The organism is Pseudoxanthomonas sp. LjRoot143 (assembly GCF_964252945.1).
Classification (GTDB): domain Bacteria; phylum Pseudomonadota; class Gammaproteobacteria; order Xanthomonadales; family Xanthomonadaceae; genus Pseudoxanthomonas_A.
Map to the genome: position 1 here is coordinate 3290815 of NZ_CAXUPM020000001.1, position 25516 is coordinate 3316330.

A 25516-nucleotide genomic window follows, 5' to 3' on the forward strand; every position below is an offset into this window, starting at 1 on the left:
AGATGTGTCCATGCTGCGCGCCGTCCGGTCGTGTGATGAGTGCGGGCCCTCAGGCGAATCAGGTGACAGGTGTCACTGGGATGCGGACAGCCGCTGGCCCAGGATGCGCCCCGTGGAGCGCCCGGAACGGCCCTCCCCGCATGAAGTGACTTCCGGCAACTAGGCTTCCGTTACCCTTGCTGGTCACACTTCCCCGCATTCACCGTCTGGATACGCATGAATACGTCTGCCGATCTGCTGAAGGAACTCCGCATCGACCGCAAGGCGCCGCCCCCGGCCCCGCCGTCGCGTCGTGGCCTGTGGATCACGCTGGGCGTGGTCGTCGTGCTGCTGGTGCTCGCCGCGGCGGCCTGGGCCGTGCTCGGCCGCGAGAAGCCGCTGGAAGTCCGCACCGCGCCGACCGTCGCGCTGGGCGGTGGCGGTGCGGCCGCCTCGGTGCTGGATGCCTCCGGGTACGTGGTGGCGCGGCGCATGGCGACGGTCTCGGCCAAGGTCACCGGCAAGGTGCAGGAAGTGCTGATCGAGGAAGGCATGCGGGTCGAGGCCGGCCAGGTGCTGGCGCGGCTGGAGCCGATCGATGCCGACGCCGACCGCGCCCTGTCGCAGAGCCAGTTGCAGGCTGCGCGCAGCCAGACGACAGGCGTGCAGGCGCAGCTGGTGGAAGCCGAAGCCAATGCGCGCCGGCTGTCGTCGCTGGTCGCGCAGCAACTGGTGTCGAAGGCGCAGTACGACCAGGCCGTCGCCCAGCGCGACCTGCTGCGCGCGCAACTGCAGACCGCCCAGCGCAACGAGCGCACCGCCGCGGATCGCCTGAAGATCGCCGACATCGGCCTCGACAACACCATCGTGCGCGCCCCGTTCGCCGGCGTGGTGATCGCCAAGGCCGCGCAGCCGGGCGAAATCGTCTCGCCGCTGTCGGCCGGCGGCGGCTTCACCCGCACCGGTATCGGCACCATCGTCGACATGGAGTCGCTGGAAGTGGAAGTGGAGGTCAACGAGTCCTTCATCGGCCGCGTGCAGCCGAAGATGCCGATCCAGGCCACGCTGAATGCCTATCCCGACTGGCAGATCCCCGGCGAGGTCATCGCGATCATCCCGACCGCCGACCGCAGCAAGGCCACCGTCAAGGTGCGCGTCGCGCTGAGCGTGAAGGATCCGCGCATCGTGCCGGACATGGGCGTGCGCGTGAGCTTCCTGGAGGCGGCCAAGCCGCAGCAGGCCGAGCAGCCCAAGGGCGTGCGCGCCCCGGGCGCCGCCGTGGTCGAACGCGAGGGCACGCAGGTGGCCTTCGTCGTCGGTGACGACGATACCGTGCAGCAGCGTGGCCTGAAGGTGGCCGGCAAACTCGGCGATGATGTGCACGTCACCGACGGACTGCAGGCCGGCGAAACCGTCGTGCTGGACCCGCCCGCCGAACTGAAGGACGGCGCCAAGGTCGTGCTGGCCGAAGACACCGAGTAAGGCCTTCGCCGCGTGAGGTTCTGCCTCGTGCGGCGAATCACCGGAAACACCCGCGCCGCCCCACCGGCGCCTGTCGATCCCGTGCGGCGTCCTTCGTCGCATGACGGGCGGGCCACGTCCATCGAGGACGGATTCCGCCCTGTTTGAACCGCAGCATCGCCGTTCGCCTTCCCGCCTCCAACAAGGACCTTGCCGATGTCTTCCCTGGTTTCCATCCGCAACCTCACCAAGACCTACCAGCGCGGCCCCGAGAAGGTGCAGGTGCTGCACGGCATCGACCTGGACATCCCGCACGGGGACTTCGTCGCGCTGATGGGCCCGTCCGGCTCCGGCAAGACCACCCTGCTCAACCTGATCGGCGGCCTGGACACGCCCAGCGGCGGCGAGATCGAGATCGAAGGCCAGCGCATCGACCGGATGAACGATGGCCAGCTCGCGCACTGGCGCAGCTCGCACGTCGGCTTCGTGTTCCAGTTCTACAACCTGATGCCCACGCTCACCGCGCAGCGCAACGTCGAACTGCCGCTGCTGCTGACCAAGCTCGGTGGCGCGCAGCGCAAACGCAATGCGGAGATCGCGTTGCAGCTGGTCGGCCTGGCCGATCGCAAGTCGCACCGTCCGAACGAACTCTCCGGAGGCCAGCAGCAGCGCGTGGCGATCGCGCGCGCCATCGTGTCCGACCCGACCTTCCTGATCTGCGACGAACCGACCGGCGACCTCGACCGCCAGTCCGCCGAGGACATCCTCAACCTGCTGCAGATGCTCAACCGCGAGCACGGCAAGACCATCATCATGGTCACGCACGATCCGAAGGCGGCGGAGTACGCCACCCACACCATCCACCTGGACAAGGGCGAACTGGCCGACACGCCGGCCGTGCACTGATCGGAGGCGGACATGAAATATTTCTCGCTGATATGGTCGGCGCTGTTCCGCAGCAAGACGCGGACGTCGTTGACGTTGCTGTCGGTAGTCGCGGCCTTTCTGCTGTTCGGCCTGCTGGACTCGGTGCGCGTGGCGTTCAACTCCGGCGGCAGCGTCGCCGGCGCGGACCGTCTGGTCGTGGCGTCGCGGCTGTCGATCACGCAGATGCTCCCGTACAGCCTGGCGGCCCGCATCGACGCGACGCCGGGCGTGAAGAAGAGCGCCTATGCCGCGTGGTTCGGCGGCATCTACAAGGACCCGAAGAACTTCTTCCCGAACTTCTCGGTCGGCCCCGGCTACATGGACATGTATCCGGAATACATCATCGATCCCGCCCAGCTGAAGGCGTGGGAAGCCGACCGCACCGGCGCCATCGTCGGCGAGAACCTGGCGAAGCGTTTCGGATGGAAGGTCGGCGACACCATCCCGCTGCAGGCGACGATCTTCCCGCAGAAGGACGGCAGCAACGCCTGGCCGCTGACGCTGCGCGGCACCTTCAAGCTGTCCGACAGCAAGCGCAAGGGTGAGGAGAACCAGCTGCTGTTCCACTGGAAGTACTTCGACGAGGCCAACCAGTACGTCAACGGCCAGATCGGCTGGTACATGGTGAAGCTGGACAACGTGAACCACGCCACCCGCGTGGCCAATGCCATCGACGCGATTTCGGCCAACTCCGCGCACGAGACCAAGACGCAGACCGAGCAGGCCTTCAACCAGTCCTTCGCCAAGCAGTTCGCCGACATCGGCCTGATCGTCACCGCGATCATGGCGGCGGTGTTCTTCACCCTGCTGCTGCTGACCGGCAACACCATGGCGCAGGCCGTGCGCGAACGCATCCCGGAACTCGCGGTATTGAAGACGCTCGGCTTCACCAACGGCACCGTGCTGGTGCTGGTACTGGTGGAATCGGTGCTGCTGATCGTGCTGGGCGGCGTGCTGGGCATGCTGATCGCCTCGGCCATCATTCCGGTGCTCAGCGGCGCCAGCAACGGCATGATCGCGCTGCCCACCATCCCGGCACAGACGTGGGGTGTGGGTCTTGGGCTGATGGTGGCGATCGGCCTGATCGTCGGCGCACTGCCGGCGACGCGCGCGATGCGCCTGAAGATCGTCGACGCACTGGCCGGTCGCTGACAGGAGACATGACATGAAGAAGCAATGGTTGGGCAACCTCGTCTCCATCGTGGCGCTGATCGTCGGCCTGGGCGTGTGGATCGTGCTGCCGTGGTTTGCAGTGCTCGGCATCGCCGTGCTGCTGGTGCTCTGGCTGTTCCTCACCCGCAGCGGACGGCTGTCGCTGGAAGCGGCGAAGATCGGCATCGCCAGCCTGCCGCAGCGCTGGGGCGCCTCCTCGGTGATCGTGGTCGGCATCGCCGGCGTGGTCGGCGTGCTGGTGGCGATGCTGGCGATGGGCGAAGGCTTTTCGGCCACGCTCAAGCAAACCGGCGGCGACGACACCGCCATCGTGCTCCGTGGCGGTTCGCAGGCGGAGACCAACTCGGTCATCAGCCGCGACCAGGTGCCGCTGATCTCCACGCTGGCCGGCGTGGCCAAGGGCAAGGACGGGCGTGCGCTGCTGTCGCCGGAACTGTCGCAGATCGTCAACCTGCCGACCGCCAGCACCGGCGAGGACGCCAACGCGCAATTCCGTGGCGTCAGTGAGGCAGCGTGGGCGATCCGTCCGCGGGTGAAGCTGACCGAAGGCCGCAAGTTCAACGTCGGCGTGCGCGAGATCGTCGTCGGCCAGGGTGCCAAGGGCCAGTACCGCGGCCTCGATGTCGGCAAGACACTGAAACTTGGCAACCAGGAGTGGACGGTGGTCGGCGTGTTCGCCTCCGGCGATGCGCACGACTCGGAACTGTGGACCGACATCGACACGCTGTCGTCGGCCTACGACCGCCGCGCCTACCAGTCGGTCACCGTGCGCACGGAAGGCAAGGCGGGTTTCGACCAGTTCAAGCAGGCGATGGAGAACGACCCGCGCCTGAAGCTGGACGTGCTCACCACGCGTGACTACTACACCAAGCAGTCGACCGGCCTGAACACGCTGATCAAGGTGCTCGGTACCGTCATCGGCACGATCATGGCGATCGGTGCGGTGTTCGGTGCGCTCAACACGATGTACGCCGCCGTTGCCGGCCGTGCGCGCGAAATCGCCACGATGCGGGCGATCGGCTTCCGCGGCCTGCCGGTGGTGATGGCGGTGATGCTGGAGACCATGCTGCTGGCGCTGCTGGGCGGCCTGCTGGGCGGCCTGATCGCGTGGGTGGTGTTCAACGGCTATAGCGTCGCCACGCTGGGCAGCAATTTCAGCCAGGTGGTGTTCCAGTTCAAGGTCACGCCGGAGCTGCTGTGGAGCGGGCTGAAGTGGGCGCTCGGCATCGGCCTGGTGGGCGGCCTGTTCCCGGCACTGCGGGCCGCACGCCTGCCGATCACGCAGGCACTGCGCGCGATCTGAGGCACGACCCGGAGGGTGCCGGCGCAACCGGCACCCTCATCACTTCGGCGGATCGAGCCAGCCTCGCGACGCTGCCGAAGCGATGTCCGCCGGCGTGTCGACATCGAAGCGGAGATCCGGGGCATCGCAGGCGATGACGTCCGCACCCGGGGCATTCAGCGCATCGCGCAATCCGCGGTCTCCCTGCGCAGCCATCGCGGCACGCAGCAGCGTCGGTGCGACGACCGCGGGGATGCCGACGCGATCGCCGAGCCGCGTCGCGGCGGAACCCGACGGCGCGTGATGCGCTGCTTCAAGCAATGCCTGCAGATGTACGACCTCCAACGCCGGCTGGTCGCAGGTCACCAGCAACGTAGCGCGATCATGCGCAGCGAGTTCCGCCGCGGCGACGCGCACGCTTCCTGCCAACCCCGCGTTCCATTGCGCGTTGAACAGGCACTCCACGGCCAGGTCGCTTACTGCGGCGTCGACGTCGTCCGCATACGCTCCGACGATGACCAGCACGCGTGTCGCACCCGACGCCAGTGCGAGACGCGCAGCCCGATGCACGAGCGTCTCGCCATCCCGCGTCAGCAACTGCTTGGGGCGCCCCAGCCGCGTACTTCCACCCGCCGCCAGCACGACGGCGGCATGTCTCGCGGTCATGCCGATTCGCCGTGATGCCACGCCTGCAACTGCGCCGTGATGCTGAGCGCGATCGCTTCGGGCCCCTGCCCCCCAAGCCTCAAGCCGATCGGCGAACGCAGGCGCGATGACAGCATGGCGTGCAACGGGACAGGAATCACGCGCAGCAGATCTTCGCGCCTTCGCACCGGACCCAGCAGGCCGACAAAGGGGATCGTCGTGTGCGCGAGCGCCTCGAGCGCGTCGCGATCGTGTTCGAAATGGTGGTGCATCACCAGCGCGGCATCCGGTGCGGGATGAAGACCCTGCAGCGCATCGCCGGGCGACAGCATCAGCCAGGCATCGGCGACGTCATCCGCGGGAATCCAGCGCGTGCGCCGCTCGATCACGGTGACATGCCAGCCGAGCTGCCGCAGCGACGCGACCAGGATCCGCGTTTCCGGGCCGGCACCGAAGAGCGCCACGCGCGGCGGCGGTGCGATCGTCACTTCGCCAATCACGGCGGCGTCCGTGGTGGCCAGCGGCAGCGTCCATTGCCGCCGTATCTCGCCCGCCGATGCCTGCACCGCGCCGTCCGCATGCACGCGCAGCGCCAGCGGACCTTCGCCCCGCCACCACGCCTGCACGACCTGTGACCAGCCCGGCAGCCGATCCAGCGGCAGCAATGTCAGATGCAGTCGCCCTCGACAGCCGACAGCAGAGCCGGCCAGCAGGTCTTCGTCGTCGCGCGTGTCGATCTCCATCGCGTCGAGATGGCCATCGGCCACGGCCTGCCGCGCGCGACGCGCGATCTCGGGTTCCAGGCAGCCACCGCTCAACCAGCCGGTCTGCGTGTCATCGGCGGCAAACACCGCCATCGCACCCTGCCGCACATAGGTCGACCCCTCGGTCGCGGTGACCACGACCAGCACGCTGCCGTCGCCGGCCTGGCTGGCGCGTGCGGAGACTTCCAGCGGATGGCGGGCGACCGACATGCGCACCACGATGGCGCAAGCGCGGGCCCGATGGCAACGGTCTACCGGTGCCCGGGCGCATCAGGCAAGCATGCCGCAGGATCGTGCAAGCGATGGCGCGCGCTTTCACTGGCAGGCTACGGGGGGCCGGAGTATCGTCGACCGGTCCCACGCCGCCGCCAGGGAGACACCATGAAGTTGAACGTCAATGGGTCCGAGCGCGAAGTCGATGCGCCCGATGACATGCCGCTGCTCTGGGTCCTGCGCGACCTGATGGGCCTCACCGGCACCAAGTTCGGCTGCGGCATCGCCCAATGCGGCGCCTGCACCGTGCATGTCGATGGCTCGCCGCTGCGCGCCTGCGTGACGCCCGCGTCCGCCGTCGCCGGCAAGAAGATCACCACCATCGAAGGCCTGTCGGCCGACGGTTCGCATCCCGTGCAGAAGGCATGGGCCGAACTGGACGTCGTGCAATGCGGCTACTGCCAGTCCGGCCAGATCATGTCGGCCGTGGCGCTGCTGGCGGTGGTGCCGACACCGACCGACAGCGACATCGACCACGCGCTGTCCGGCAACCTCTGCCGCTGCGGCACCTACCAGCGCATCCGCGCCGCGGTGCATCGCGCAGCCGAGCTCGGCAAAGCCTGATCCCACGCCGCCGTGGCATGCGTTGCCGCGGCTCCGATCCGATGATCGACGGAGGGTGTTTCCGTGAACCTTGAACTGAAATCCTCGCGCCGCGGTTTCCTGCGCTCCACCGCCATCGTCGGCGGAGGACTCGTGGTCGCCATCGCCGTGCCCGGTGCCCGCCGCTTCGCCTGGGCACAGGAAGCGCAAGCCGCCGCGGCGCCCGCGTTCGTACCCAATGCCTTCCTGCGCATCGCAGCCGACGATTCGATCACCGTGCTGCTCGCGCACGCCGAAATGGGCCAGGGCATCTGGACCACGCTGCCGATGCTGATCGCCGAGGAACTCGACGCCGACTGGTCGAAGATCCGCGTCGAACACGGCCCCGCGGACAAGGCCTACACCAGTCCGGTGTTCGGCATGCAGGGCACGGGCGGCTCGACGACCACGTGGTCCGAGTTCGACCGCTACCGGCAGGCCGGCGCGACCGCGCGCGCGATGCTGCTGCAGGCTGCCGCCGCGCGGCTCAACGTGCCCGTCGACCAGCTCCGCACCGAGAACGGCGCCGTCGTGTCCGGCAGTACGCGCCTGCGCTACGGCGAACTGGCCGATGAGGCCGGCAAGCAGACGCCACCGGCACTGGACGCATTGACGTTGCGTGATCCCAAGGACTGGAAGCTGATCGGCAAGGCGACCAAGCGCCTGGACACGCCGGAAAAGATCACCGGCAAGGCCAGGTTCGGCATGGACATCCAGTTCGACGGCCTGCTGACCGCGGTGGTGCTGCGCTCGCCGGTGTTCGGCGGCAAGGTGAAATCGTTCGACGCCACCGCGGCACGCGCCGTCGCCGGCGTGCGCGACGTGGTGCAGGTTCCGAGCGGCGTCGCCGTGGTGGCGGACCATTTCTGGGCCGCCAAGCTCGGCCGCGACGCGCTGCAGGTCGTGTGGGAAGCCGGCGAGGGCGCCAAGCTCGACAGCGTGGCGTTGCGGCAGCAGTTTTCGCAGCTGGCGACCGAGGAAGGGCCGACGGCCGCCCGCGCGGGCGACGTCATCGCCGCCCTGAGCAAGGCCGCGAAGACCGTCGATGCGGAGTACGCCGTGCCCTACCTCGCGCACGCCGCGATGGAACCGCTGAACTGCACCGTCAAGATCGCGGACGGCGAGTGCGATATCTGGTGCGGCACGCAGTTCCCCACGCTGGACCAGAACAGTGCCGCGAAGATCCTCGGTATTCCGCCTGAGAAGATCCGCATCCACACCCCGTTCCTCGGTGGCGGTTTCGGTCGTCGCGCCACGCCCACCTCGGACGTGGTGTCGGAGGCCGTGGAGGTGGCCAGGGCGGCGAAAGCGCCGGTCAAGACCGTGTGGACGCGCGAGGACGATACGCGCGGCGGCTACTACCGCTCCGCCTTCGTGGAAAAAGCCAAGGTCGGCCTGGGCGAAGACGGCCTGCCGGTCGCCTGGCATCAGGTGATGGTGGGCCAGTCGATCATGGCCGGCACCTTCATGGAAGCGATGATGGTGAAGAACGGCATCGATGCCACCTCGACCGAGGGCGTCGCCGATTCGCCCTACGTGCTCGGCACGCCCGCGCATCGCGTGGACCTGCATTCGCCCAGGACCGGCATTCCGGTGCTGTGGTGGCGCTCCGTCGGGCACAGCGTCAACGGCTTCGTGATGGAAAGCCTGGTGGACGAACTGGCGCATGCCGCCGGCAAGGATCCGGTGGAGTACCGCCGCACGCTGCTGAAGGATCACCCGCGCCATCTCGCGGCATTGAACCTCGTCGCGGAAAAGTCAGGCTGGACCACACCCGCCGCGCAAGGCCGTGCGCGTGGCGTCGCCGTACACGAATCGTTCGGCAGCTACGTCGCGCAGGTGGCCGAGGTCTCGGTCGAGGATGGGCAGATCCGCGTGCACCGCGTGGTCTGCGCGATCGACTGCGGCGTGGCGGTGAATCCGGGCGCCGTCGAAGCGCAGATGGAATCCGGCATCGTGTTCGGCCTCGGTGCGGCCCTGCATGGCGCGCTGACGCTGAAGGAGGGCCAGGTGCAGGAGTCGAACTACCACGACTACCGCGTGCTGCGCCTGCACGAGATGCCCAGGGTCGAGGTGCACATCGTGCCGAGCACCGAGAAGATGGGCGGCGTCGGCGAGCCCGGCACACCGCCGATCGCACCGGCGGTGGCGAATGCGGTGTTCAAGCTGACCGGACAGCGCCTGCGTGAACTGCCGTTGCGCCTGCCGACGCCTGCCTCCTCCACCCCGACTGCCTGAGGCCCGCCATGCGCATCCTGATGATGTCGTTGATCGCCCTCCTGCTGGTGGCTTGCAAGCCCCGCATCAGCGAAGAGCAAAGAGCGCAGGCGCTGACCGCGTTCGCGACGGTGGAGCAGGTGTTCCAGCATCCGCGCTGCAGCAACTGCCACATTCCCGGCGACGCGCCGCTGCAGTTCGATACGCAGACGCCGCACGCGATGAATGTCGCGCGCGGCCCCGAGGGCAAGGGCGCGCCTGGCCTGCCCTGCTCCACCTGCCACGCCGAACAGAACGCGCCGGCGAGTTACGGCCCGCATGCGCCCCCCGGCGCGCCGCACTGGCAGCTGCCGCCGCCGGATCATAAGATGGCGTGGATCGGCCTGCCGGCCGACCAGCTGTGCGAGATGATCCAGGACAAGAAGCGCAACGGCGACCGCGACTTCGACGCGCTGCTCAAGCACGTGGCCGAGGACAAGCTGGTGCTGTGGGGCTGGAATCCCGGTGGCGAACGCGCGCCGGTACCGGTGCCGCACGACCAGTTCGTCGCCGCCTTCAAGACCTGGAAGGACGCTGGCGGTCCCTGCCCCGCACCGGCGGCGAAGACGCCAGGCTGACTCAGCGCCCCGGTGCGGCCGCCACGACCGCATCGCGGCGGCGTGCGCGCCACAGACCATCGCTGGCGAAGATCAGCAACCCGGTCCAGATGGCGGCGAAGCCGATCGCACGCTCGATGCCGAAAGCCTCGCGGAACACCAGCACGCCGATCAGCAGCTGGATGCTCGGCGCGATGTACTGCAGCAGCCCGACCACCGACAGCGGAATGCGCCGCACGCCGTAGGCGAAGCCGATCAGCGGCACCGCCGTCACCACGCCACCGAAGATCAGCAGCAGGTCGTTCTTCCACCCGTAGCCGCTGACGAAACCGCCACCGTTGCCGAACTCGCCCCAGACCACATAGGCCAGTGCGGGCAGGAACAGATAGAGGCTCTCGACGCCCAGGCCGGCCACCGGGTCCACCGCGACCAGCTTGCGCACCAGCCCGTACAGGCCGAACGAGAACGCCAGGCCCAGTGCGATCCACGGCGGTGAGCCCGCCTGCAGCGTCAGCCACGCCACACCGGCCAGCGCGAAGCCCACCGCGATCCACTGCGCGAGCGTCAGGCGCTCGCGCAGCACCAGCACGCCCAGCACCACGTTGATCAGCGGATTGATGAAGTAGCCGAGGCTGGTTTCCACCACATGCCCCGCGTTCACCGCCCAGATGTACAGGCCCCAGTTGAACGCGATCAGCAGGCTGCTGACGCCCAGCAGCGGCACCGCGCGCGGCTGGGCACGCACCTGCCGCCACCAGCCGCGCCCGTTCTTGATCAACAGCCAGCCGATGACCAGCACCGCACTCCAGACGATGCGGTGCGCAATGATGTGGAACGACGGCACCGCTTTCAGCAGATGCCAGTACAGCGGCACCACGCCCCAGATCAGGAACGTGCCGGCAGTGATCGCCAGACCCTTGCGGTCGATGGGAGCAGCGCTCATTTCGGTTGCCGCGCGCGCGCCAGCGTGATGACCACGACGCCAGCGAGGATCACCGCCATCGCGCCGAGATCATGCGAGGTGAACGTCTCGCCGGCGATGAAGGCACCGAGGGCCACCGCGATCACCGGATTGACGTAGGCATAGCTGCCCACCAGCACCGGGCGTGCATGGTGCAGCAGCCAGACGTACGCGGTGAACGCGATGATCGAACCGAACACCGCCAGGTAAGCGACCGCAAGCCCGCCGTTCAACGTCCAGTCCGCCGTGTTGAAGCGCTCGCCATGCAGCAGCCCGGCGACCACCAGCATCACACCGGCCGCCAGCATCTGCGCCGCTGCCGTCATGAACGGTGACGGCAGGTCGCGGCCACGCGACCACACCGAGCCGTAGGCCCAGGCGATCGGCGCGATCAGCAGCAGCACCAGGCCGACGGGAGAGCCGGTCAGCGAGCTTCCGGCGTTGAGCCAGACCACACCCGCGAAGCCGACGATGATGCCCAGCCACTCGCCCTTCGTCGGATGCTGCCCGCGCATCGCGCCGAACAGGCCCATCCACAGCGGCATCGACGCCACGGCGACCGCGGCCAGCCCGGACGACACGGTCTGCTCGGCGAGCACCACCATCCCATTGCCCATCAGCAACAGCAGCGCCCCCATCACCAGCAGATTCTTCCACTGCGCGCGCGTCGGCGGCGCGACGCCGCGCCACAGCAGGAACAGGAACATCACCAGGCCCGCCACGACGAAGCGGCTGCCCGACACCATCAGCAGGGGTGGGAAGCCGCCTTCGAGGGCGAAGCGGATGCCGAGATAGGTCGACCCCCACACCACGTAGACGATGGCGAGGGCGGCAGCGACGGCAAGACCGCCACGCGCGGGCGCGGCGGCGGAAACGGGCGAGGTCATGGAGTTTCGGGGGGAGGACGACGTGCATGCATTCTAGGCCAGCGGTCCGCATGCGGGATGACAGCGTGGCCGCGCCGCGCTTGAAACCTTTCCCGTCCGCCTTGAATCCAGCTCAAGCCGGACGCGGACGGGTTCAGGCCTGCTCGCGTGCGAGCAACTGCTGCTTGCGCGGCAGTCCCCATCGATAGCCGCCGAGTGAACCGTCGCCGCGGATCACGCGGTGACAGGGCACGACCACGGCGATGCGGTTGTGCGCGCAGGCGCTGGCCACCGCGCGTGCGGCGCGCGGCGCACCCAGCGACTGCGCCAGGCCCGCGTAGCTGACCGTCTCGCCCAGCGGGATCTTCATCAGCGCATCCCAGACGCGCTGCTGGAAGCCGGTGCCGAGCAGGTCCACCGGCACCTCGGCGTCGCCACCCGCCAACCGTTCCGCCACTGCGCGCAGCCGCGGCGCGAGGAAGTCGTCGCGACCCGCCTCGACGCGCTCCAGTTGCGCCAGCGGAAACTCTTCCCGTAGCCGCTGCTCAAGCACGGCATCGTCGTCGCCCAGTTCCACCGCGCAGATGCCACGCTCGGTGGCCGCCACCAGCGTGCGGCCCAGCACCGTGTCGACCAGCGTCCAGCGGATCGCCACACCGCGTCCGCCTGCGCGGTAGGTGGCCGGCGTCATGCCCAGCTTGGCGGCGCCCTGCTCGTACAACCGCGAGGGCGAGCCGTAGCCAGCGTCGTACAACGCGGTGGTGACGTCACGGCCTTCCCGCAGGGCGCTCTTCAAGGTGCCCAGCTTCTTCCTCGCCAGGTACTCCGCCGGACTCAGTCCGAAGCGGGCACGGAAGCGGCGCTGCAGGTGCGAAGCGCTGAGGCCGGTGCGCGAGGCCAGGTCCGACAGCGAGGGCTCGCCTTCGTCGAGCAGGCGGCGCGCCAGCTCCAGCGGATCGCTGGAGCTGGCGGATGGAGGGGGGAGTGATCGGCGCGGCATGGTGTCCATGCGCCCAGACTAGGGCGCGCGCCGCGGTCGGGCTATCCGGATCTTGCGCAGGGAACGGATCCCTGCGCTGGTCGTCACTGGGCCCAGCGGCCCGGACCCGGCGAATCGGGCAGCACCTGCGCCGACAGCTTGCGGTCCTGTCCCAGGATGCCGATGGCGTCAGACAGGATCGTGGCCGATTCGCGCAACAGCGGATCGGGGCGCTTGTCGGCGAGCTTCTCGCGCTGCGCATCCTTCACGATGTCGCGCTCGGATGCGCCCAGACCGTCATCGGCCAGATCTTCGGCAAGCGGATCCAGCGCCAGCCCCAGCGTCTTGCGCTCGGCCTGCCGCTGCTTGCGCTGGGTGTCCTGGCGATCGCGTTCGGCACGACGCTCGGCCTCGTTGAGCGAAACGTACTTCTTGGCGGCTTCGGCACGGAACTGCGCCACGTCCTCGGACCACCACTGGAACTCCTTGTCCTTGGCCGAGCGCGCCGCATGCAGCGCCTCCAGCTTCGGCAGCAGCGGTGCGAAGTTGCCGTACTGCGTGTGCGGGACCGCGGCGATCCGCGTCCACGGCAGCGCATTGTCGTACGTGCTCTCGCCGTATTCGCTGGCGTCGACGCTGACCGGGAACGCGATGTCCGGCACCACGCCCTTGTGCTGCGTACTGCCACCGGCCACGCGGAAGAACTGGGCGATGGTCAGCTTGACCGAACCGAAGCGTGGTGCCTCGTTCGCCGGCCAGCGGTCCAGGTCGACCATGTTCTGCACGGTGCCCTTGCCGAAGCTGGTCTCGCCGATCACCAGGCCACGGCCGTAGTCCTGGATGGCGCCGGCGAAGATCTCCGATGCCGACGCGGACCCGCGGTTGATCAGCACGGCCAGCGGGCCGTCCCATGCCACGCCGGTCTTGCGGTCGCTGTTGACGGTCACCCGGCCACCGGATTCGCGCACCTGCACCACCGGCCCCTTGTCGATGAACAGGCCCGTGAGCTCCACCGCCTCGTCCAGCGAACCGCCGCCGTTGTTGCGCAGGTCCATCACCACGCCGTCGACACCCTGCGACTTGAACTGGGCGAGCAGCTTGGCGATGTCGCGGGTCGCGGAATTGAAGTCGTTCGGGTTGCGGCGACGGCCTTCGAAGTCCTGGTAGAACGCGGGCAGCTTGATCACACCGATGCGTCGCGCCGGTTCGTCACCGTTGGCCGGCAGCGTGATGGTCTCGGCCTTGGCCGCCTGCTCCTCCAGCTTGACCTTCTGCCGGGTGATGGTGACCTGCGCGTGCTTACCGTCGATGCCCGCCTCGACCGGGATGTACTCGATGCGGACCTGGGTGTCCTTCTTGCCGCGGATCTGGGCCACCACATCGTCGATGCGCCAGCCGATCACGTCGGTCATCGGGCCGGACTTGCCCTGGCCGACGGCGACGATGCGGTCGCCGATCTTCAGCTTGCCGCTGAGATCCGCCGGTCCTCCCGGCACGATCTCGCGGATCGCCACCAGATCGTCCTGCCGCTGCAGCACCGCGCCGATGCCTTCCAGCGACAGCGACATCGACTGGTTGAAGTTCTCGGCGGTGCGCGGGGTGAAGTAATCCGTGTGCGGATCGATCGCGCTGGTATAGGCGTTGAGGAAGGTCTGGAAGACATCCTCGGTTTTCAGTTCGTTGATGCTCCGCTGCAGGTTCGCGTAACGCTTGTCCAGCGTCTTGCGGATGTCATCGGGCTTCTTGCCGGCCAGCTTCAGGCGCAGCCAGTCGTTCATCACCGACTTCCGCCAGATCGCGTCCAGCGCCTTGCCGTCTGCGGCCCACGGCGCGTCCTCGCGGTCGTACTCCCAGCGTTCGTCGCCGGTGAAGTCGAAGTCCTGCTTGAGCAGCGCGCGCGCGAAGGCCACGCGCTGGCCGACGCGCTGCTTGTAGACGGTGAAGATCTCGTACGCCGGCGCCAGGTCGCCCGAGCGGATGGCGTCGTCCATCTTGGTCTTGTACGGCGCGAAGCGCGCCACGTCCGCCGCAGTGAAGAACTGCTTGCCGCCATCGAGCGCCTCGAAATACCGGTTGAACACTTCCTGCGACAGCGTGTCATCCAGCGGGCGCGGCCGGTACGCGTAGCGGCTGTCCGACAGCAGGCCGTACACGAGCTTGGACGTGTTGGCCTGGTCGGCGGTGGGGGCCACCGTGATCGCATCGCCGTCGCCGCGCGCGAGCAGCGCCAACGGGGTCGACAGGGCCAGGGCCAGCAGCAGGAGGGGGGCTTTCTTCAGTGTCATTGCGTACTCGTGGCCCGGGGGCCCGTCAGGCTGGAACGGATTGCGGATTCGACAGAAGGACAGTGCACAAAGTTGCGTGCGTTGTCATCTGCCTATCGGCAGCCTAAGGGCCACGATGTAGGGAAAGGTGAACCGCGGCACTGCCACGACCCGGACAGCGGGCGCGGGAAACCCGCCGGGCATGACCCGACGTCACACGTCGTGCAGGCGGTTCAGCCCGCGTGGCGGGCGGTGAAGGCGGCCTGCGCGGCCTGCTGGTCGGCGTGGTACGACGAACGCACCAGTGGACCGGAAGCGACATGGCTGAAGCCCAGCGCCATGCCGTAGTCCTCCAGCGCCTTGAACTCGTCCGGGGTCCAGTAGCGCAGGACCGGGTGGTGATGCGGTGTGGGCTGCAGGTACTGGCCGATGGTGACCATGTCGACGTCGTGCGCACGCAGGTCGCGCAGCGTGCCCTGCACCTGCTCCATGGTCTCGCCCAGGCCGAGCATGATCCCGGACTTGGTGGGCAGGTGCGGATGCTGCTGCTTGAAGCGCTGCAGCAGGGTCAGCGACCACTGGTAGTCGGCGCCGGGACGGACGTTCGTGTACAGCTCCGGCACCGTTTCGATGTTGTGGTTGAACACGTCCGGCGGGTTGACCGCCAGGATCTCCAGCGCGCGGTCCATGCGGCCCTTGCCGCGGAAATCCGGGGTGAGGATCTCGATGCGCGTGGCCGGCGAATGCTCGCGGATGGCCGTGATGCAGTCGACGAAGTGCTGGGCACCGCCATCGCGCAGGTCGTCGCGGTCCACGCTGGTCACCACGACGTATTTCAGGCCCATATCGGCCACGGTGTTCGCCAGGCTCAGCGGTTCGGACGGATCCGGCGGCTTCGGCCGGCCGTGGGCGACGTCGCAGAACGAGCAACGGCGCGTGCAGACCTCGCCCAGGATCATGAAGGTGGCCGTGCCATGACCGAAGCACTCGTGGATGTTCGGGCAGCTGGCCTCTTCGCAGACCGTGACCAGGCGGTTCTCGCGCAGCTTGGCCTTGAGCTTGGCGACCGAGCCGTCGGACGGGATGCGCACGCGGATCCACGAGGGTTTGCGCAGCACCGGGGCGTCGGCGAACTGGACGGGCGAACGCGCGATCTTGTCGCCACCCAGCTGCTTGGCGCCCGTTTCGAGCGGGGCCGCGGCGACGGTGGAAACGATCTGCAGGGGGATTTCCCGGGCGCTGGCCGGGCGGGCGGAATCGGTCATGCGGCAATTCTACTCCCCGACCCTTCCGCATCGGCGCAGACGTGGCGTCCCGCGTCCGGAATCCAGCGTCCCGCCCCACGGCGCGGCCGTGGACGCGGGCAATAAAAAAGCCCGCAACAGCTAGGCTATTGCGGGCTTGCTCCCTCCCCCACGTCGGGATGCGGGGCCATCGTGAAGGGTGGGTTACAGGTGTTGCACGCTGCACTGCAAAACAGAACCGGGCGGTTCACTCGCCACTGTTGTGATGTCACGAATATGAATGCGAGCAAAACCCGCGCCACTGCTGCGTGTTACCGATATCAGACCAATTGCCGGGCCGCTCGTCAGAATCTCGATTACGTTCCTCAACGCATTTACCTGAACAGGGCAACCGCACCGTCTTGGCGCAACTGCACGCTTGCTGCCTATTTCAGGTAGTGGGGACGTCCGTCGTACCAGTCCCGGGCGCGGACAAGGTGGAGCTTGCGCTGGGTCCCCTGCACTTCCATGCCGACGCTCAGCGCGCGCCAGCGGGCATACAGATCGCCCTGCCGCTGTCCGCCCTGCAGGCGCAGCCGCGCCAGCATGTCGTAGCGGTCGTTGCGCGCCTGCATCCGGTCGAGCACCAACAGGTCATCGCGCCATTGCACGCGGCCCCTGACCTGCGCCTGGCCGGCATCGACCAGTTTGTAGACCCAGGCCGGGTACTCCTTCTGCCGCGAGAACAACGCCAGCAGGAAGCCGACATCCTTCATCGTCACGTCGGCTCCGCCGCCAGCGCTGATCGGTCGATCGACATCCAGCCGTGCCCGGTCCAGCGTCACCCGCGCCCACCAGCCACGCCGCGATTCCCCGCCGGGCTCGGTGAAGCCGACATTGCGCACCTGCACGGTGCTGCCGTCCGCGACGAACAGCCGCCGCTTCAGGTCGGCGCGGCGCAGCTTCAGGTCGAGGTCGAGGTCGCCACGCAGCTGCACGCCCGCCAGATGCATGCGGGTGCCGCGCCCGGCGATGCGGACCGTGCCGCGCCCCACCTCGCCCGCCGCATCCAGCGACAGGTCGCCGCTGAGCACGCCGGCACCCCCATCGAAACGCATGTGCCGGCGCGGCAGGAACGGGTTGTAGACGCGCAGGTCGGGCACGCGGGCGTCCTTGAACACCACCCTCGCCTGCAGCGCGTCGCGCAGCTGTGCCAACGGCCCATCGGCGTTGATCGACAGGGCCAGATGCCTCCCCTGCACGTAGGGCACGCCGGGCGTCTTCAGCGACGCCACGTCGAAGCGGTCCATCGTCGCCTGCAGTCGCGGCACCAGGGCGCCCCCCTTGCCCGCATCCAGCCGGATGTCGGCGCGGGCGCGACCACGGATGCGGTTGCCCATCACCTCGGCCACCGCGTCGACCTCCGGCACGGCGATACGGCTGCCTGCCGCCAGCTGTCCATCCGCCACCTGCACATCGGCACTGACCGAGCCCGCACCATCGAGTTTCAACCAGGGCGCCTGGGGGAACAGCCCCGACAGCCAGCGCAGGGAATCGAAATGCCAGGCGCCCACCACATGACCGGACGCGCGCGGCAGCAGACCGGCGAAATCGCGCAGGGGCACACTCCGTCCCCGCAGGCGCAGGTCGGCTTCGATCGCCAGCCTGCCGTCGGCCTGCGGCGGTACGGTCGCCTTCAGCACGATGTCCTCGTCCACCGCCACGTCGATGCCGAGGATGTCGTTGCGCACCGCGCCGGCGATGTCGTTGCCGGCCACGGCCATCGTCCACTGCGCGCGACCGCCGGGCGTGAGTTGGCCACGCTCGAAGCCCAGGTCGATGTCGGCGCGTCCTTCTCCGGGCACCAGTTTCACCGCCACGTCGCCACGTGGACCGACGGCCACGTTCAGGCCAGCAGTGCGACCGCCCAGCTTCACGTCCAGCCGCGTCTTCGAAAGTTTGTCGAGGCCGGCCGCGTCCTCGCGCCGATGCCGGTCGATCGCGAAGCGAACGTCCAGCTTTGCTTCGCGCAGCACCTCCTGGCCCTCGCGGAGCAGGCGCGCACCGGCGAACCCGGCGGTCGAGGGCATCAGTTCCATCGGCCCACCACGCAATTGCTTGTAGAAGCCGACGTCGCCGTGGCCCGTACCAAGCAGTTCGAACCCGTCGAAGAAGCCGCGCCGGATCGAATCGCTGGCGATGCGGTCGAACTGCAATTCCCAGCCACCCTCTCGCGGCGGCGGCGGCGCCAGGTCCTTCGCGACGCGCCGGACGCCGCCCTGCACTTCGTGCACATGCACTTCGGGCACGTGCAATCGTCGCGACAGCAGCGGCCACAGCGCAATGCGTCCTTCCACGTGCGCCGCCTGAGCCTCCCAGGCGATGCGACGCGACTGGCCCTGCAGCACCACATCGCGCAGGCTGACGCGTCCGGGCCACCAGGTGTGGCCGGAAGACCAGTGCATCTGGAAACGTTCCGGCTTCCGGTTCACGGTCCTCTCGCCCAGTGACGTATTGAGGAACACGTTGCCAGCGACCAGGTAGAGCGCATACGTCGCGACCAGGGCAATCAGTCCCCATGCCAGCCAGCGCAAGTACTTCGTGCGAAAGGATGTCCGTTCCATTTGCACAGGATGCCGCATCCGGTGCCGCCGGAGGACATCAACGCGCGGCGAAGTGCCCGTGGAAACCCAGCGGCACCGTGTACGGCAGCCATGCCTGCGCCAGCGGACCGTCATCGACGCGCCGGGCATCCAGCACGGCGATGCCGCTGCGGCCTTTCGTCGCATCGAGCAGCGTGCCGACCAGCCAGCCGTCATCCGGACGCGTGCTGCCCGGACGCGGCACGAACAGGTGTTCTTCCACCAGCACGTCGCGTCCGTAGTCGTGCACCTGCCGACGGCCACGTGCGAGGTCGAACGCACCGACGGCGCTGAAGTACGGTGCGATCGAGCCGTCCTGGTGGAGCGGTGCGTACAGACGCGCCGGGTTGCGGGATGGCGTACGGGCATCGAACACCGGGAACTCGATGCCGGCGATTCCGGTGTCCTCCCAGTGCGCCTTGCCGCTGCGCAGGTCCAGCACCAGCTCACGCAGCGGTCCCTTGCCGCCATGCGCATCGCCATGGACGTCGCCGTTCATCGCGGCGCGCATCGGCGAGCGCGCTTCCTCCAGGTCCAGGTGCTGCACCGCGCGGACGGTGATGCGGCCGTCGCGCTCGTGCGCGTCGCCGAAGTGGTAGATCGCCGCGAAATCCGCCTCGAACCACTGCGCCTTCGACGGCGCCGCCTTGTCGACCACGGCCACACGCAGCGGCTGGTCCTGCCGGAACCGCAGGCGCTCGAAGAACGCCCCCTTGCCCTCGATGTAGCGGAACGGAATCAAGGCGAAGACCAGATACCGGTCGGTCATCGCGAAGCTGTGCAGATAGCCCGGCACCGGCGTTTCCAGCACGTCGGCCGACGCCAGCGTGCCGTCGCGGCCGATATGCCAGACCACCAGCCCGTTGCCGCCCATCATCGAGATGGAACCGAAGTTCCACGAGGAGCCATCGCGGTCCACCAGCGGATGCGCGGAGAACGGAATGGCCGCCAGGTCAGGACGCCAGGTCACCGGTCCCAGCGTCGTCAGTTCGTCCGGATCCAGCTCGAACGCGGAGCCGGCCTCGGACAGCGCGAACAGGCGACCGTTGATCATCGTGACGGACGTATTGGCGGTATTCGCGTCATCGTTGTTGCGGATCGGCTGCATGTCGGGAATGGACGTGCCTGCCGTCGGATACATGAAGCGCCCGGCCTTCTGCTCGCGGGTGAACTTGGGCGTGGCGACCATGCGCGCGTGGTGGCTCAGCGTGCCGTCGCCGTTGAAGCGCCAGCCGTGCACCATGCCGTCGCCGTCGAACCAATGCTCGTAGCGGAAGCCGGCGCGCTCGGTCCACGCCGGCCCATTGCGGTACAGCGTGCCGGCGAAGCCTGTCGGCAACCGTCCCTCGAGTTGGACGGTGGCCGGCCCCAGGGTGTCGGACTGCACGGATTTCCACCCGGCGAGCCACGGCTGTTCGCGCAGGCCGGCCGCGAAGCGGGCAGGATCACCGGCGAAGGCGTGCTCGCTGCGCAGCAGCGCAGGCGCGACGGCCAGCGCGGTGGCGCCGGACAACAGGGTGCGCAGGAAGCGGCGGCGATCCATGGCCAGGCTCCTCAACGCAGGGTGATGTCGATGGCGGCACCCTGCCCGCCGACCTCGAAGCGCGCTTCGTCCCACGTCGGCTTGCGCATCACGTTGGGGTTGTTGCTGAAGCCGTAGGCTTCGATCGGCATGCCGATCATGTTGCTGTCGAGCTTGCCGTTGCCGTTCTCGTCATGGGTCACCAGCACGGCGTAGGCGCCCGGCGCCAGATCCTTGAACACGAACGTCGCCACGTTGCCCTGCGGCGGAGCACCCTCGGCCTGTACCGGCTTTGCCTGTCCGTCCCAGGCGGCCTGCGAATCGACAACCGCGAGCTTCAGCAGGCCGGTCTGCGCGCGCACATCGTGCAGGGTGACGGTGAGATCGGCAGCCTGGACCTGGAAGGCGCCCAAGCAGGCGAGCACAAGGGCGAGCGGCAACGCGTAGTGTTTGGGACGGGACATGGCGGACTCCGTTGGCGGGTGTGCGGCCAGTCTCGTCCGCCATCCACCACCGGTCAGTTGCCAGCCGTCATCACTTCGACCTGCCGGAAGTCACTTCCCGCTCAAGCCGCCTGCACCACCGCGTCCGAACACTGGCGTCGCACCCGCACCGCATCCGCCAGGCGTTCGAGCACCTGCACCGACGCCTCCCACCCGAGGCAGCCGTCAGTGATGCTCTGCCCGTACGTCAGCGGCTGGCCATCGACCAGGTCCTGCCGCCCACCGACCAGATGGCTCTCCACCATCACACCGACAATGCGGCGCTCGCCGGCTTCCAGTTGCGTGGCGATGTCATCGATGACGGCCGGCTGGTTGTCCGGGTTCTTGCCACTGTTGGCGTGGCTGGCATCGACCATCAGGCGCGCCGGCAGTCCCGCCTTCGCCAGCACCTGGCTCGCGGCCTCGATGCTGGTCGCGTCGTAGTTGGGCGCCTTGCCGCCGCGCAGGATCACGTGGCAATCGGGATTGCCCGCGGTCGCCGCGATGGCCGAACGGCCTTCCTTCGTCACCGCCAGGAAATGGTGCGGATGCGACGCCGCGCCCACGGCGTCCACGGCGATCTTGACGTTGCCGTCGGTGCCGTTCTTGAAGCCGACCGGGCACGACAGCCCGCTGGCCATCTCGCGGTGCACCTGGCTCTCGGTGGTGCGCGCGCCGATCGCGCCCCACGCCACCAGGTCGCTGATGTACTGCGGCGAGATGGTGTCGAGGTATTCGCAGCCCGCCGGCAGGCCGAGCGCGTTGATGTCGCGCAACAGGCCGCGGGCCAGGCGCAGGCCGCGGTTGATGTCGAAGCTGCCGTCCAGCGCCGGATCGTTGATCAGGCCCTTCCAGCCCACGGTGGTACGCGGCTTCTCGAAGTACACGCGCATCACGATTTCCAGATCATCGGCCAGCGCATCGCGCAGCGGCTTAAGGCGCCTGGCGTACTCGATGGCCGACGCGGGATCGTGGATCGAGCACGGCCCGATCACCACGACGAGGCGGTCGTCGCGGCCGTGCAGGATGTCGTGAAGCGCACCGCGCGCGTCGGACACGGTCTGCGACACCGCGTCATCGCAGGGCAGCTCGCCGATCACGGCGGCAGGCGTGACCAGCTCATCGAGTTTGCGGATGCGCAGGTCGTCGGTATGGGGGGCCATCGGGTTTCTCCGGGTCAACAAAAAAGCCGCCAGTTTCGCTGGCGGCTTCAAGGGGATTCTTCTGGTGTCTTACCTAGAATGAACGCGTCCTCGCTTCCGCCGTCGGCATCGGAAAGCCTTCGTACCAAAACCAATAGCGGGCGCGGAGCATGTTCATGCGAGGCATTGGGCCATGCCTTCCGGCGCTTGTCGAATGTTTCATCGGCAACGGAAAACCACCGCTCACGCGGCAGTGAAGAACATCAGATAGACCAGCCGCCCGTCCTCCATCGTGCTGCCGAACGCGGGCCCCGCCGTGTGCCACATCCAGGGACGCAGCAGCACCAGCCGGTTGAAGCGCATCGGCACCTGCATGGTGGGCTCCCACACGCTGTCGTCGTTGCTGTGCTTCTCGATGATCTCCTGGTGCATCTGCACGTGCGAGGTGAATCCCATCTCGGCCAGTTCGGCGTCGTTGAGCGGTGCGCGATCGCGGTTCGAAGGCCGATGCCGGAAGAATTCGGTGCCGCCACGGCAATCCTCCGGTTTGCTGAGATAGAGGATGCCGGACCAGTACGCCTGGTCGATGTGCACCTTCGCGGTGCCGACGTCGCTCGCGAGCGTGATGCGGAACTTGCCATGCGAATGCAGCGGATTGATCGGCTTGAGCCGTTCGCCGGTCAGGTGCGAAGCGATCTCGGGCAACCCCTCCATCTCGATGCGCTCCAGCGAGTTGCGTCCTGGAAAGGGGCCACGCAGGTCGGGATAGGTCAGCTTCAGGGCCGCATCGCGCAGGGACCAGGCGTCCTGCTGGCCGAGGAAATCGTCGACGACGATGAAGGAGGTATGCATGGCGCGCAGGCTAACGCCCCCCCGCCACGACGACAAGGCAAAAACAAACCCCGCCTTGCGGCGGGGTCTGGTGTGTCGCGGTACAGCGCGGAAGCGCGGACTTCTTAGAAGTCCATGCCGCCCATGCCGCCCATGCCACCGCCGGCCGGCATCGCCGGCTCGTCCTTCTTCGGCGCCTCGGCCACCATCGCTTCGGTGGTGATCATCAGGCCCGCGATCGAAGCGGCGTTCTGCAGCGCGGAGCGCGTGACCTTGGTCGGATCCAGGATGCCGAACTCGATCATGTCGCCGAACTCGCCGTTGGCGGCGTTGTAGCCGAAGTTGCCCGAACCGTCCTTGACGCGGTTGACGATCACCGACGGCTCTTCACCGGCGTTGGTGACGATCTCGCGCAGCGGGGCTTCCATCGCGCGCAGGGCGATCTGGATGCCGTGGTTCTGGTCTTCGTTGGCGCCCTTCAGGGTGCCGATGGTCTGCAGCGCACGGATCAGCGCCACGCCACCACCCGGGACCACGCCTTCTTCCACCGCCGCACGCGTGGCGTGCAGGGCGTCTTCGACGCGGGCCTTCTTTTCCTTCATTTCGATTTCGGTCGAGGCACCGACCTTGATCACGGCCACGCCGCCGGCCAGCTTGGCCACGCGTTCCTGCAGCTTCTCGCGGTCGTAGTCGGAGGAGGTCTCCTCGATCTGCGCCTTGATCTGCTTGATGCGCGACTGGATGCGCTCGGCATCGCCGGCGCCGTCAATGATGGTGGTGTTCTCCTTGGAGATCACGACCTTCTTCGCACGACCCAGGTCGTTGATGGTGGCCTTCTCGAGCTGCAGGCCGACTTCCTCGGAGATCACCGTGCCGTTGGTCAGCGTGGCGATGTCTTCCAGGATGGCCTTGCGGCGGTCACCGAAGCCCGGCGCCTTGACGGCGGCGACCTTGACGATGCCGCGGATGGTGTTGACCACCAGCGTGGCGAGGGCTTCGCCTTCCACTTCCTCGGCCACGATCAGCAGCGGCTTGCCGGCCTTGGCGACGCCTTCCAGCACCGGCAGCAGTTCGCGGACGTTGGAGACCTTCTTGTCGTGGATCAGGATGAAGGGGTCGTCGAATTCGACCTGCTGCGACTGCTGGTTGTTGATGAAGTACGGCGACAGGTAGCCGCGGTCGAACTGCATGCCCTCGACGACGTCGAGTTCGTTCTCCAGGCCCGAGCCTTCTTCAACCGTGATCACGCCTTCCTTGCCGACCTTCTTCATGGCTTCGGCGATGATGTCGCCGATGTTGCTGTCGGAGTTGGCCGAGATGGTGCCGACCTGGGCGATCGCCTTGTCGTCGGCGGTCGGCTTGGAGAGCTTCTTCAGCTCTTCGACGGCGGCCTTCACGGCCTGGTCGATGCCGCGCTTGAGGTCCATCGGGTTCATGCCGGCGGCGACGGCCTTGGAGCCTTCGCGGATGAACGCCTGCGCCAGCACGGTGGCGGTGGTGGTGCCGTCACCGGCGTTGTCGGAGGTCTTGGACGCGACTTCCTTCACCATCTGCGCGCCCATGTTCTCGAACTTGTCGGCCAGTTCGATTTCCTTGGCGACGGAGACGCCGTCCTTGGTGATCGTAGGGGCGCCGAAGCTCTTCTCGAGCACGACGTTGCGGCCCTTCGGGCCGAGGGTGGCCTTGACGGCATTGGCGAGGATGTTCACGCCGCGCACCATGCGCGTACGGGCGTCTTCACCGAAACGGATATCTTTGGCTGCCATGTGCAACTCCAGGAATTTTGAGAGTGGTTCGTGCGGCGGGCGCGGAGCCCGCCATCAAGAGGATTGCGGTGACGTGGGCGGCGGCGCGGAGCCGCCGCGCGCGATCAGCCGAGGATCGCGAGGACGTCGTCTTCCTTGATGATCTTGTACTCGACGCCGTCCTGCTTGTAGGCCGAACCGGAGTACTGACCGTAGATCACCTTGTCGCCGACCTTGACCTTCGGGGCGCGCACGCCACCGGTGGCTTCGACGAACTTGCCTTCGCCGACGGCGATGACTTCACCCTTGGTGGGCTTTTCCTTGGCAGCGTCGGGAATGATGATGCCGCCGAGGGAGGTTTCTTCGGCTTCGATCGGCTTGACCACCAGACGGTCGTACAGCGGCTTGATATTGCTCATGTCAATCCTCTTAAGTGATTGATTGGACTAGGAAAGGGGCAGCGATGTTAGCACTCGCCTCAGGGGACTGCCAACGCCGCGGGTACAAAAACCCGGCCAGGCCGGGATGCAGGGGATATTGGGTGCCCCGGAAGGCTTTCAAGGGCGGGCGCGCAACTTTGTCGCAGGAGGCTGGCGGACGGGGTCTGCAATAATCGCCGGCCCATGCCCGTCTTCCTGATCCTGTCCACCTGCCCGGACGCCGACACCGCCCAGCGGCTGGCGCGGACGCTGGTGGACGAACGGCTGGCCGCCTGCGTGAACCTGCTGCCCGGCGTGGTCTCGACCTACCACTGGCAGGGCCAGGTGGAGCAGGCCACCGAAGTGCAGCTGCTGGCCAAGATCACCGCCGACCGCCGCGACGCCTTGATGGCGAGGCTGGCGGAGCTGCATCCCTATGAACTGCCGGAGATCCTGGCGGTCGAAACCGCCGCCGGCCTGCCCGCCTATCTGGACTGGGTGGCCGCGGAAACCCGGGCCGACGCCCGCGCCCCCGAGTGAC

General features: G+C 67.8%; 22 protein-coding genes. 8 read left to right on the plus strand and 14 right to left on the minus strand.

Going from position 1 to position 25516, the window contains the following annotated elements; all coding sequences use genetic code 11:
• Positions 1–216: 216 nt before the first annotated feature.
• The 4 genes from ACSQ1W_RS16010 to ACSQ1W_RS16025 all read left to right on the plus strand — a co-directional run bounded on the left by ACSQ1W_RS16010 (position 217) and on the right by ACSQ1W_RS16025 (position 4843).
• Entirely contained in the window at positions 217–1461 is a 1245-nt protein-coding gene (locus ACSQ1W_RS16010; RefSeq protein ID WP_436044634.1) for an efflux RND transporter periplasmic adaptor subunit, read from the plus strand.
• Between the two features lie 195 nt (positions 1462–1656).
• Positions 1657–2346: an ABC transporter ATP-binding protein gene (locus ACSQ1W_RS16015; RefSeq protein WP_436044635.1), complete on the plus strand. Its 690-nt coding sequence runs from the start codon at positions 1657–1659 to the stop codon at positions 2344–2346.
• A gap of 12 nt (positions 2347–2358) precedes the next feature.
• Positions 2359–3519, plus strand: a complete 1161-nt coding sequence (locus ACSQ1W_RS16020; RefSeq protein WP_192273402.1) for an ABC transporter permease — start codon at positions 2359–2361, stop codon at positions 3517–3519.
• A gap of 13 nt (positions 3520–3532) precedes the next feature.
• Positions 3533–4843 (plus strand): ABC transporter permease, encoded by a 1311-nt coding sequence (locus tag ACSQ1W_RS16025; RefSeq protein WP_436044636.1) that lies wholly within the window; start codon positions 3533–3535, stop codon positions 4841–4843.
• 39 nt (positions 4844–4882) lie between these two features.
• On the opposite strand, the gene ACSQ1W_RS16030 is transcribed toward ACSQ1W_RS16025, so the two are convergent.
• A complete protein-coding gene (locus ACSQ1W_RS16030; RefSeq protein WP_436044638.1) occupies positions 4883–5488 on the minus strand; it encodes a nucleotidyltransferase family protein in 606 nt (201 codons plus the stop codon).
• Positions 5485–6441, minus strand: a complete 957-nt coding sequence (locus ACSQ1W_RS16035) for an XdhC family protein (RefSeq protein ID WP_436044640.1) — start codon at positions 6439–6441, stop codon at positions 5485–5487. Before ACSQ1W_RS16035 ends, ACSQ1W_RS16030 begins: the two co-directional genes overlap by 4 nt.
• A gap of 171 nt (positions 6442–6612) precedes the next feature.
• On the opposite strand from ACSQ1W_RS16035, the gene ACSQ1W_RS16040 reads away from it, so the two are divergent.
• The 3 genes from ACSQ1W_RS16040 to ACSQ1W_RS16050 all read left to right on the plus strand — a co-directional run bounded on the left by ACSQ1W_RS16040 (position 6613) and on the right by ACSQ1W_RS16050 (position 9920).
• Entirely contained in the window at positions 6613–7068 is a 456-nt protein-coding gene (locus tag ACSQ1W_RS16040) for a (2Fe-2S)-binding protein (protein WP_436044641.1), read from the plus strand.
• Positions 7069–7131: 63 nt separating this feature from the next.
• The gene (locus ACSQ1W_RS16045; RefSeq protein ID WP_436044642.1) at positions 7132–9324 is read left to right on the plus strand and encodes a molybdopterin cofactor-binding domain-containing protein; all 2193 of its coding nucleotides are present in this window, start codon (positions 7132–7134) and stop codon (positions 9322–9324) included.
• A gap of 8 nt (positions 9325–9332) precedes the next feature.
• On the plus strand, positions 9333–9920 hold the full coding sequence (locus tag ACSQ1W_RS16050) for a hypothetical protein (protein ID WP_436044643.1): 588 nt from the start codon (positions 9333–9335) through the stop codon (positions 9918–9920).
• Between the two features lies 1 nt (position 9921).
• On the opposite strand, the gene rarD is transcribed toward ACSQ1W_RS16050, so the two are convergent.
• From rarD to ACSQ1W_RS16110, 12 genes are all read right to left on the minus strand, one after another.
• On the minus strand, positions 9922–10842 hold the full coding sequence (rarD, locus tag ACSQ1W_RS16055) for an EamA family transporter RarD (RefSeq protein ID WP_436044644.1): 921 nt from the start codon (positions 10840–10842) through the stop codon (positions 9922–9924).
• Entirely contained in the window at positions 10839–11747 is a 909-nt protein-coding gene (gene yedA / locus ACSQ1W_RS16060; RefSeq protein ID WP_436044645.1) for a drug/metabolite exporter YedA, read from the minus strand. Before yedA ends, rarD begins: the two co-directional genes overlap by 4 nt.
• A 133-nt stretch (positions 11748–11880) precedes the next feature.
• Positions 11881–12726, minus strand: coding sequence for a methylated-DNA--[protein]-cysteine S-methyltransferase (locus tag ACSQ1W_RS16065; protein ID WP_436044646.1), 846 nt, complete (start codon positions 12724–12726; stop codon positions 11881–11883).
• 83 nt (positions 12727–12809) lie between these two features.
• Complete coding sequence (locus ACSQ1W_RS16070) at positions 12810–14990, minus strand: carboxy terminal-processing peptidase (RefSeq protein ID WP_436044647.1); 2181 nt, start codon at positions 14988–14990, stop codon at positions 12810–12812.
• 212 nt (positions 14991–15202) lie between these two features.
• Positions 15203–16234 (minus strand): lipoyl synthase, encoded by a 1032-nt coding sequence (lipA, locus tag ACSQ1W_RS16075; RefSeq protein WP_192273423.1) that lies wholly within the window; start codon positions 16232–16234, stop codon positions 15203–15205.
• Between the two features lie 404 nt (positions 16235–16638).
• Complete coding sequence (locus tag ACSQ1W_RS16080) at positions 16639–18816, minus strand: hypothetical protein (protein ID WP_436044649.1); 2178 nt, start codon at positions 18814–18816, stop codon at positions 16639–16641.
• 37 nt (positions 18817–18853) lie between these two features.
• The gene (locus tag ACSQ1W_RS16085) at positions 18854–20377 is read right to left on the minus strand and encodes a carotenoid oxygenase family protein (RefSeq protein WP_436044650.1); all 1524 of its coding nucleotides are present in this window, start codon (positions 20375–20377) and stop codon (positions 18854–18856) included.
• A gap of 11 nt (positions 20378–20388) precedes the next feature.
• Positions 20389–20820, minus strand: a complete 432-nt coding sequence (locus ACSQ1W_RS16090) for a DUF2141 domain-containing protein (RefSeq protein ID WP_436044651.1) — start codon at positions 20818–20820, stop codon at positions 20389–20391.
• 101 nt (positions 20821–20921) lie between these two features.
• Positions 20922–22001, minus strand: coding sequence for a 3-deoxy-7-phosphoheptulonate synthase (locus ACSQ1W_RS16095; protein ID WP_436044652.1), 1080 nt, complete (start codon positions 21999–22001; stop codon positions 20922–20924).
• A 222-nt stretch (positions 22002–22223) separates the two neighbouring features.
• Positions 22224–22832, minus strand: coding sequence for a DUF6445 family protein (locus tag ACSQ1W_RS16100; RefSeq protein ID WP_436044653.1), 609 nt, complete (start codon positions 22830–22832; stop codon positions 22224–22226).
• Positions 22833–22936: 104 nt separating this feature from the next.
• A complete protein-coding gene (groL, locus tag ACSQ1W_RS16105) occupies positions 22937–24577 on the minus strand; it encodes a chaperonin GroEL (protein WP_055939743.1) in 1641 nt (546 codons plus the stop codon).
• Between the two features lie 104 nt (positions 24578–24681).
• On the minus strand, positions 24682–24975 hold the full coding sequence (locus ACSQ1W_RS16110) for a co-chaperone GroES (protein WP_192273435.1): 294 nt from the start codon (positions 24973–24975) through the stop codon (positions 24682–24684).
• Positions 24976–25179: 204 nt separating this feature from the next.
• On the opposite strand from ACSQ1W_RS16110, the gene cutA reads away from it, so the two are divergent.
• Positions 25180–25515, plus strand: a complete 336-nt coding sequence (gene cutA, locus ACSQ1W_RS16115) for a divalent-cation tolerance protein CutA (RefSeq protein ID WP_436044654.1) — start codon at positions 25180–25182, stop codon at positions 25513–25515.
• Position 25516 lies beyond the last annotated feature (1 nt).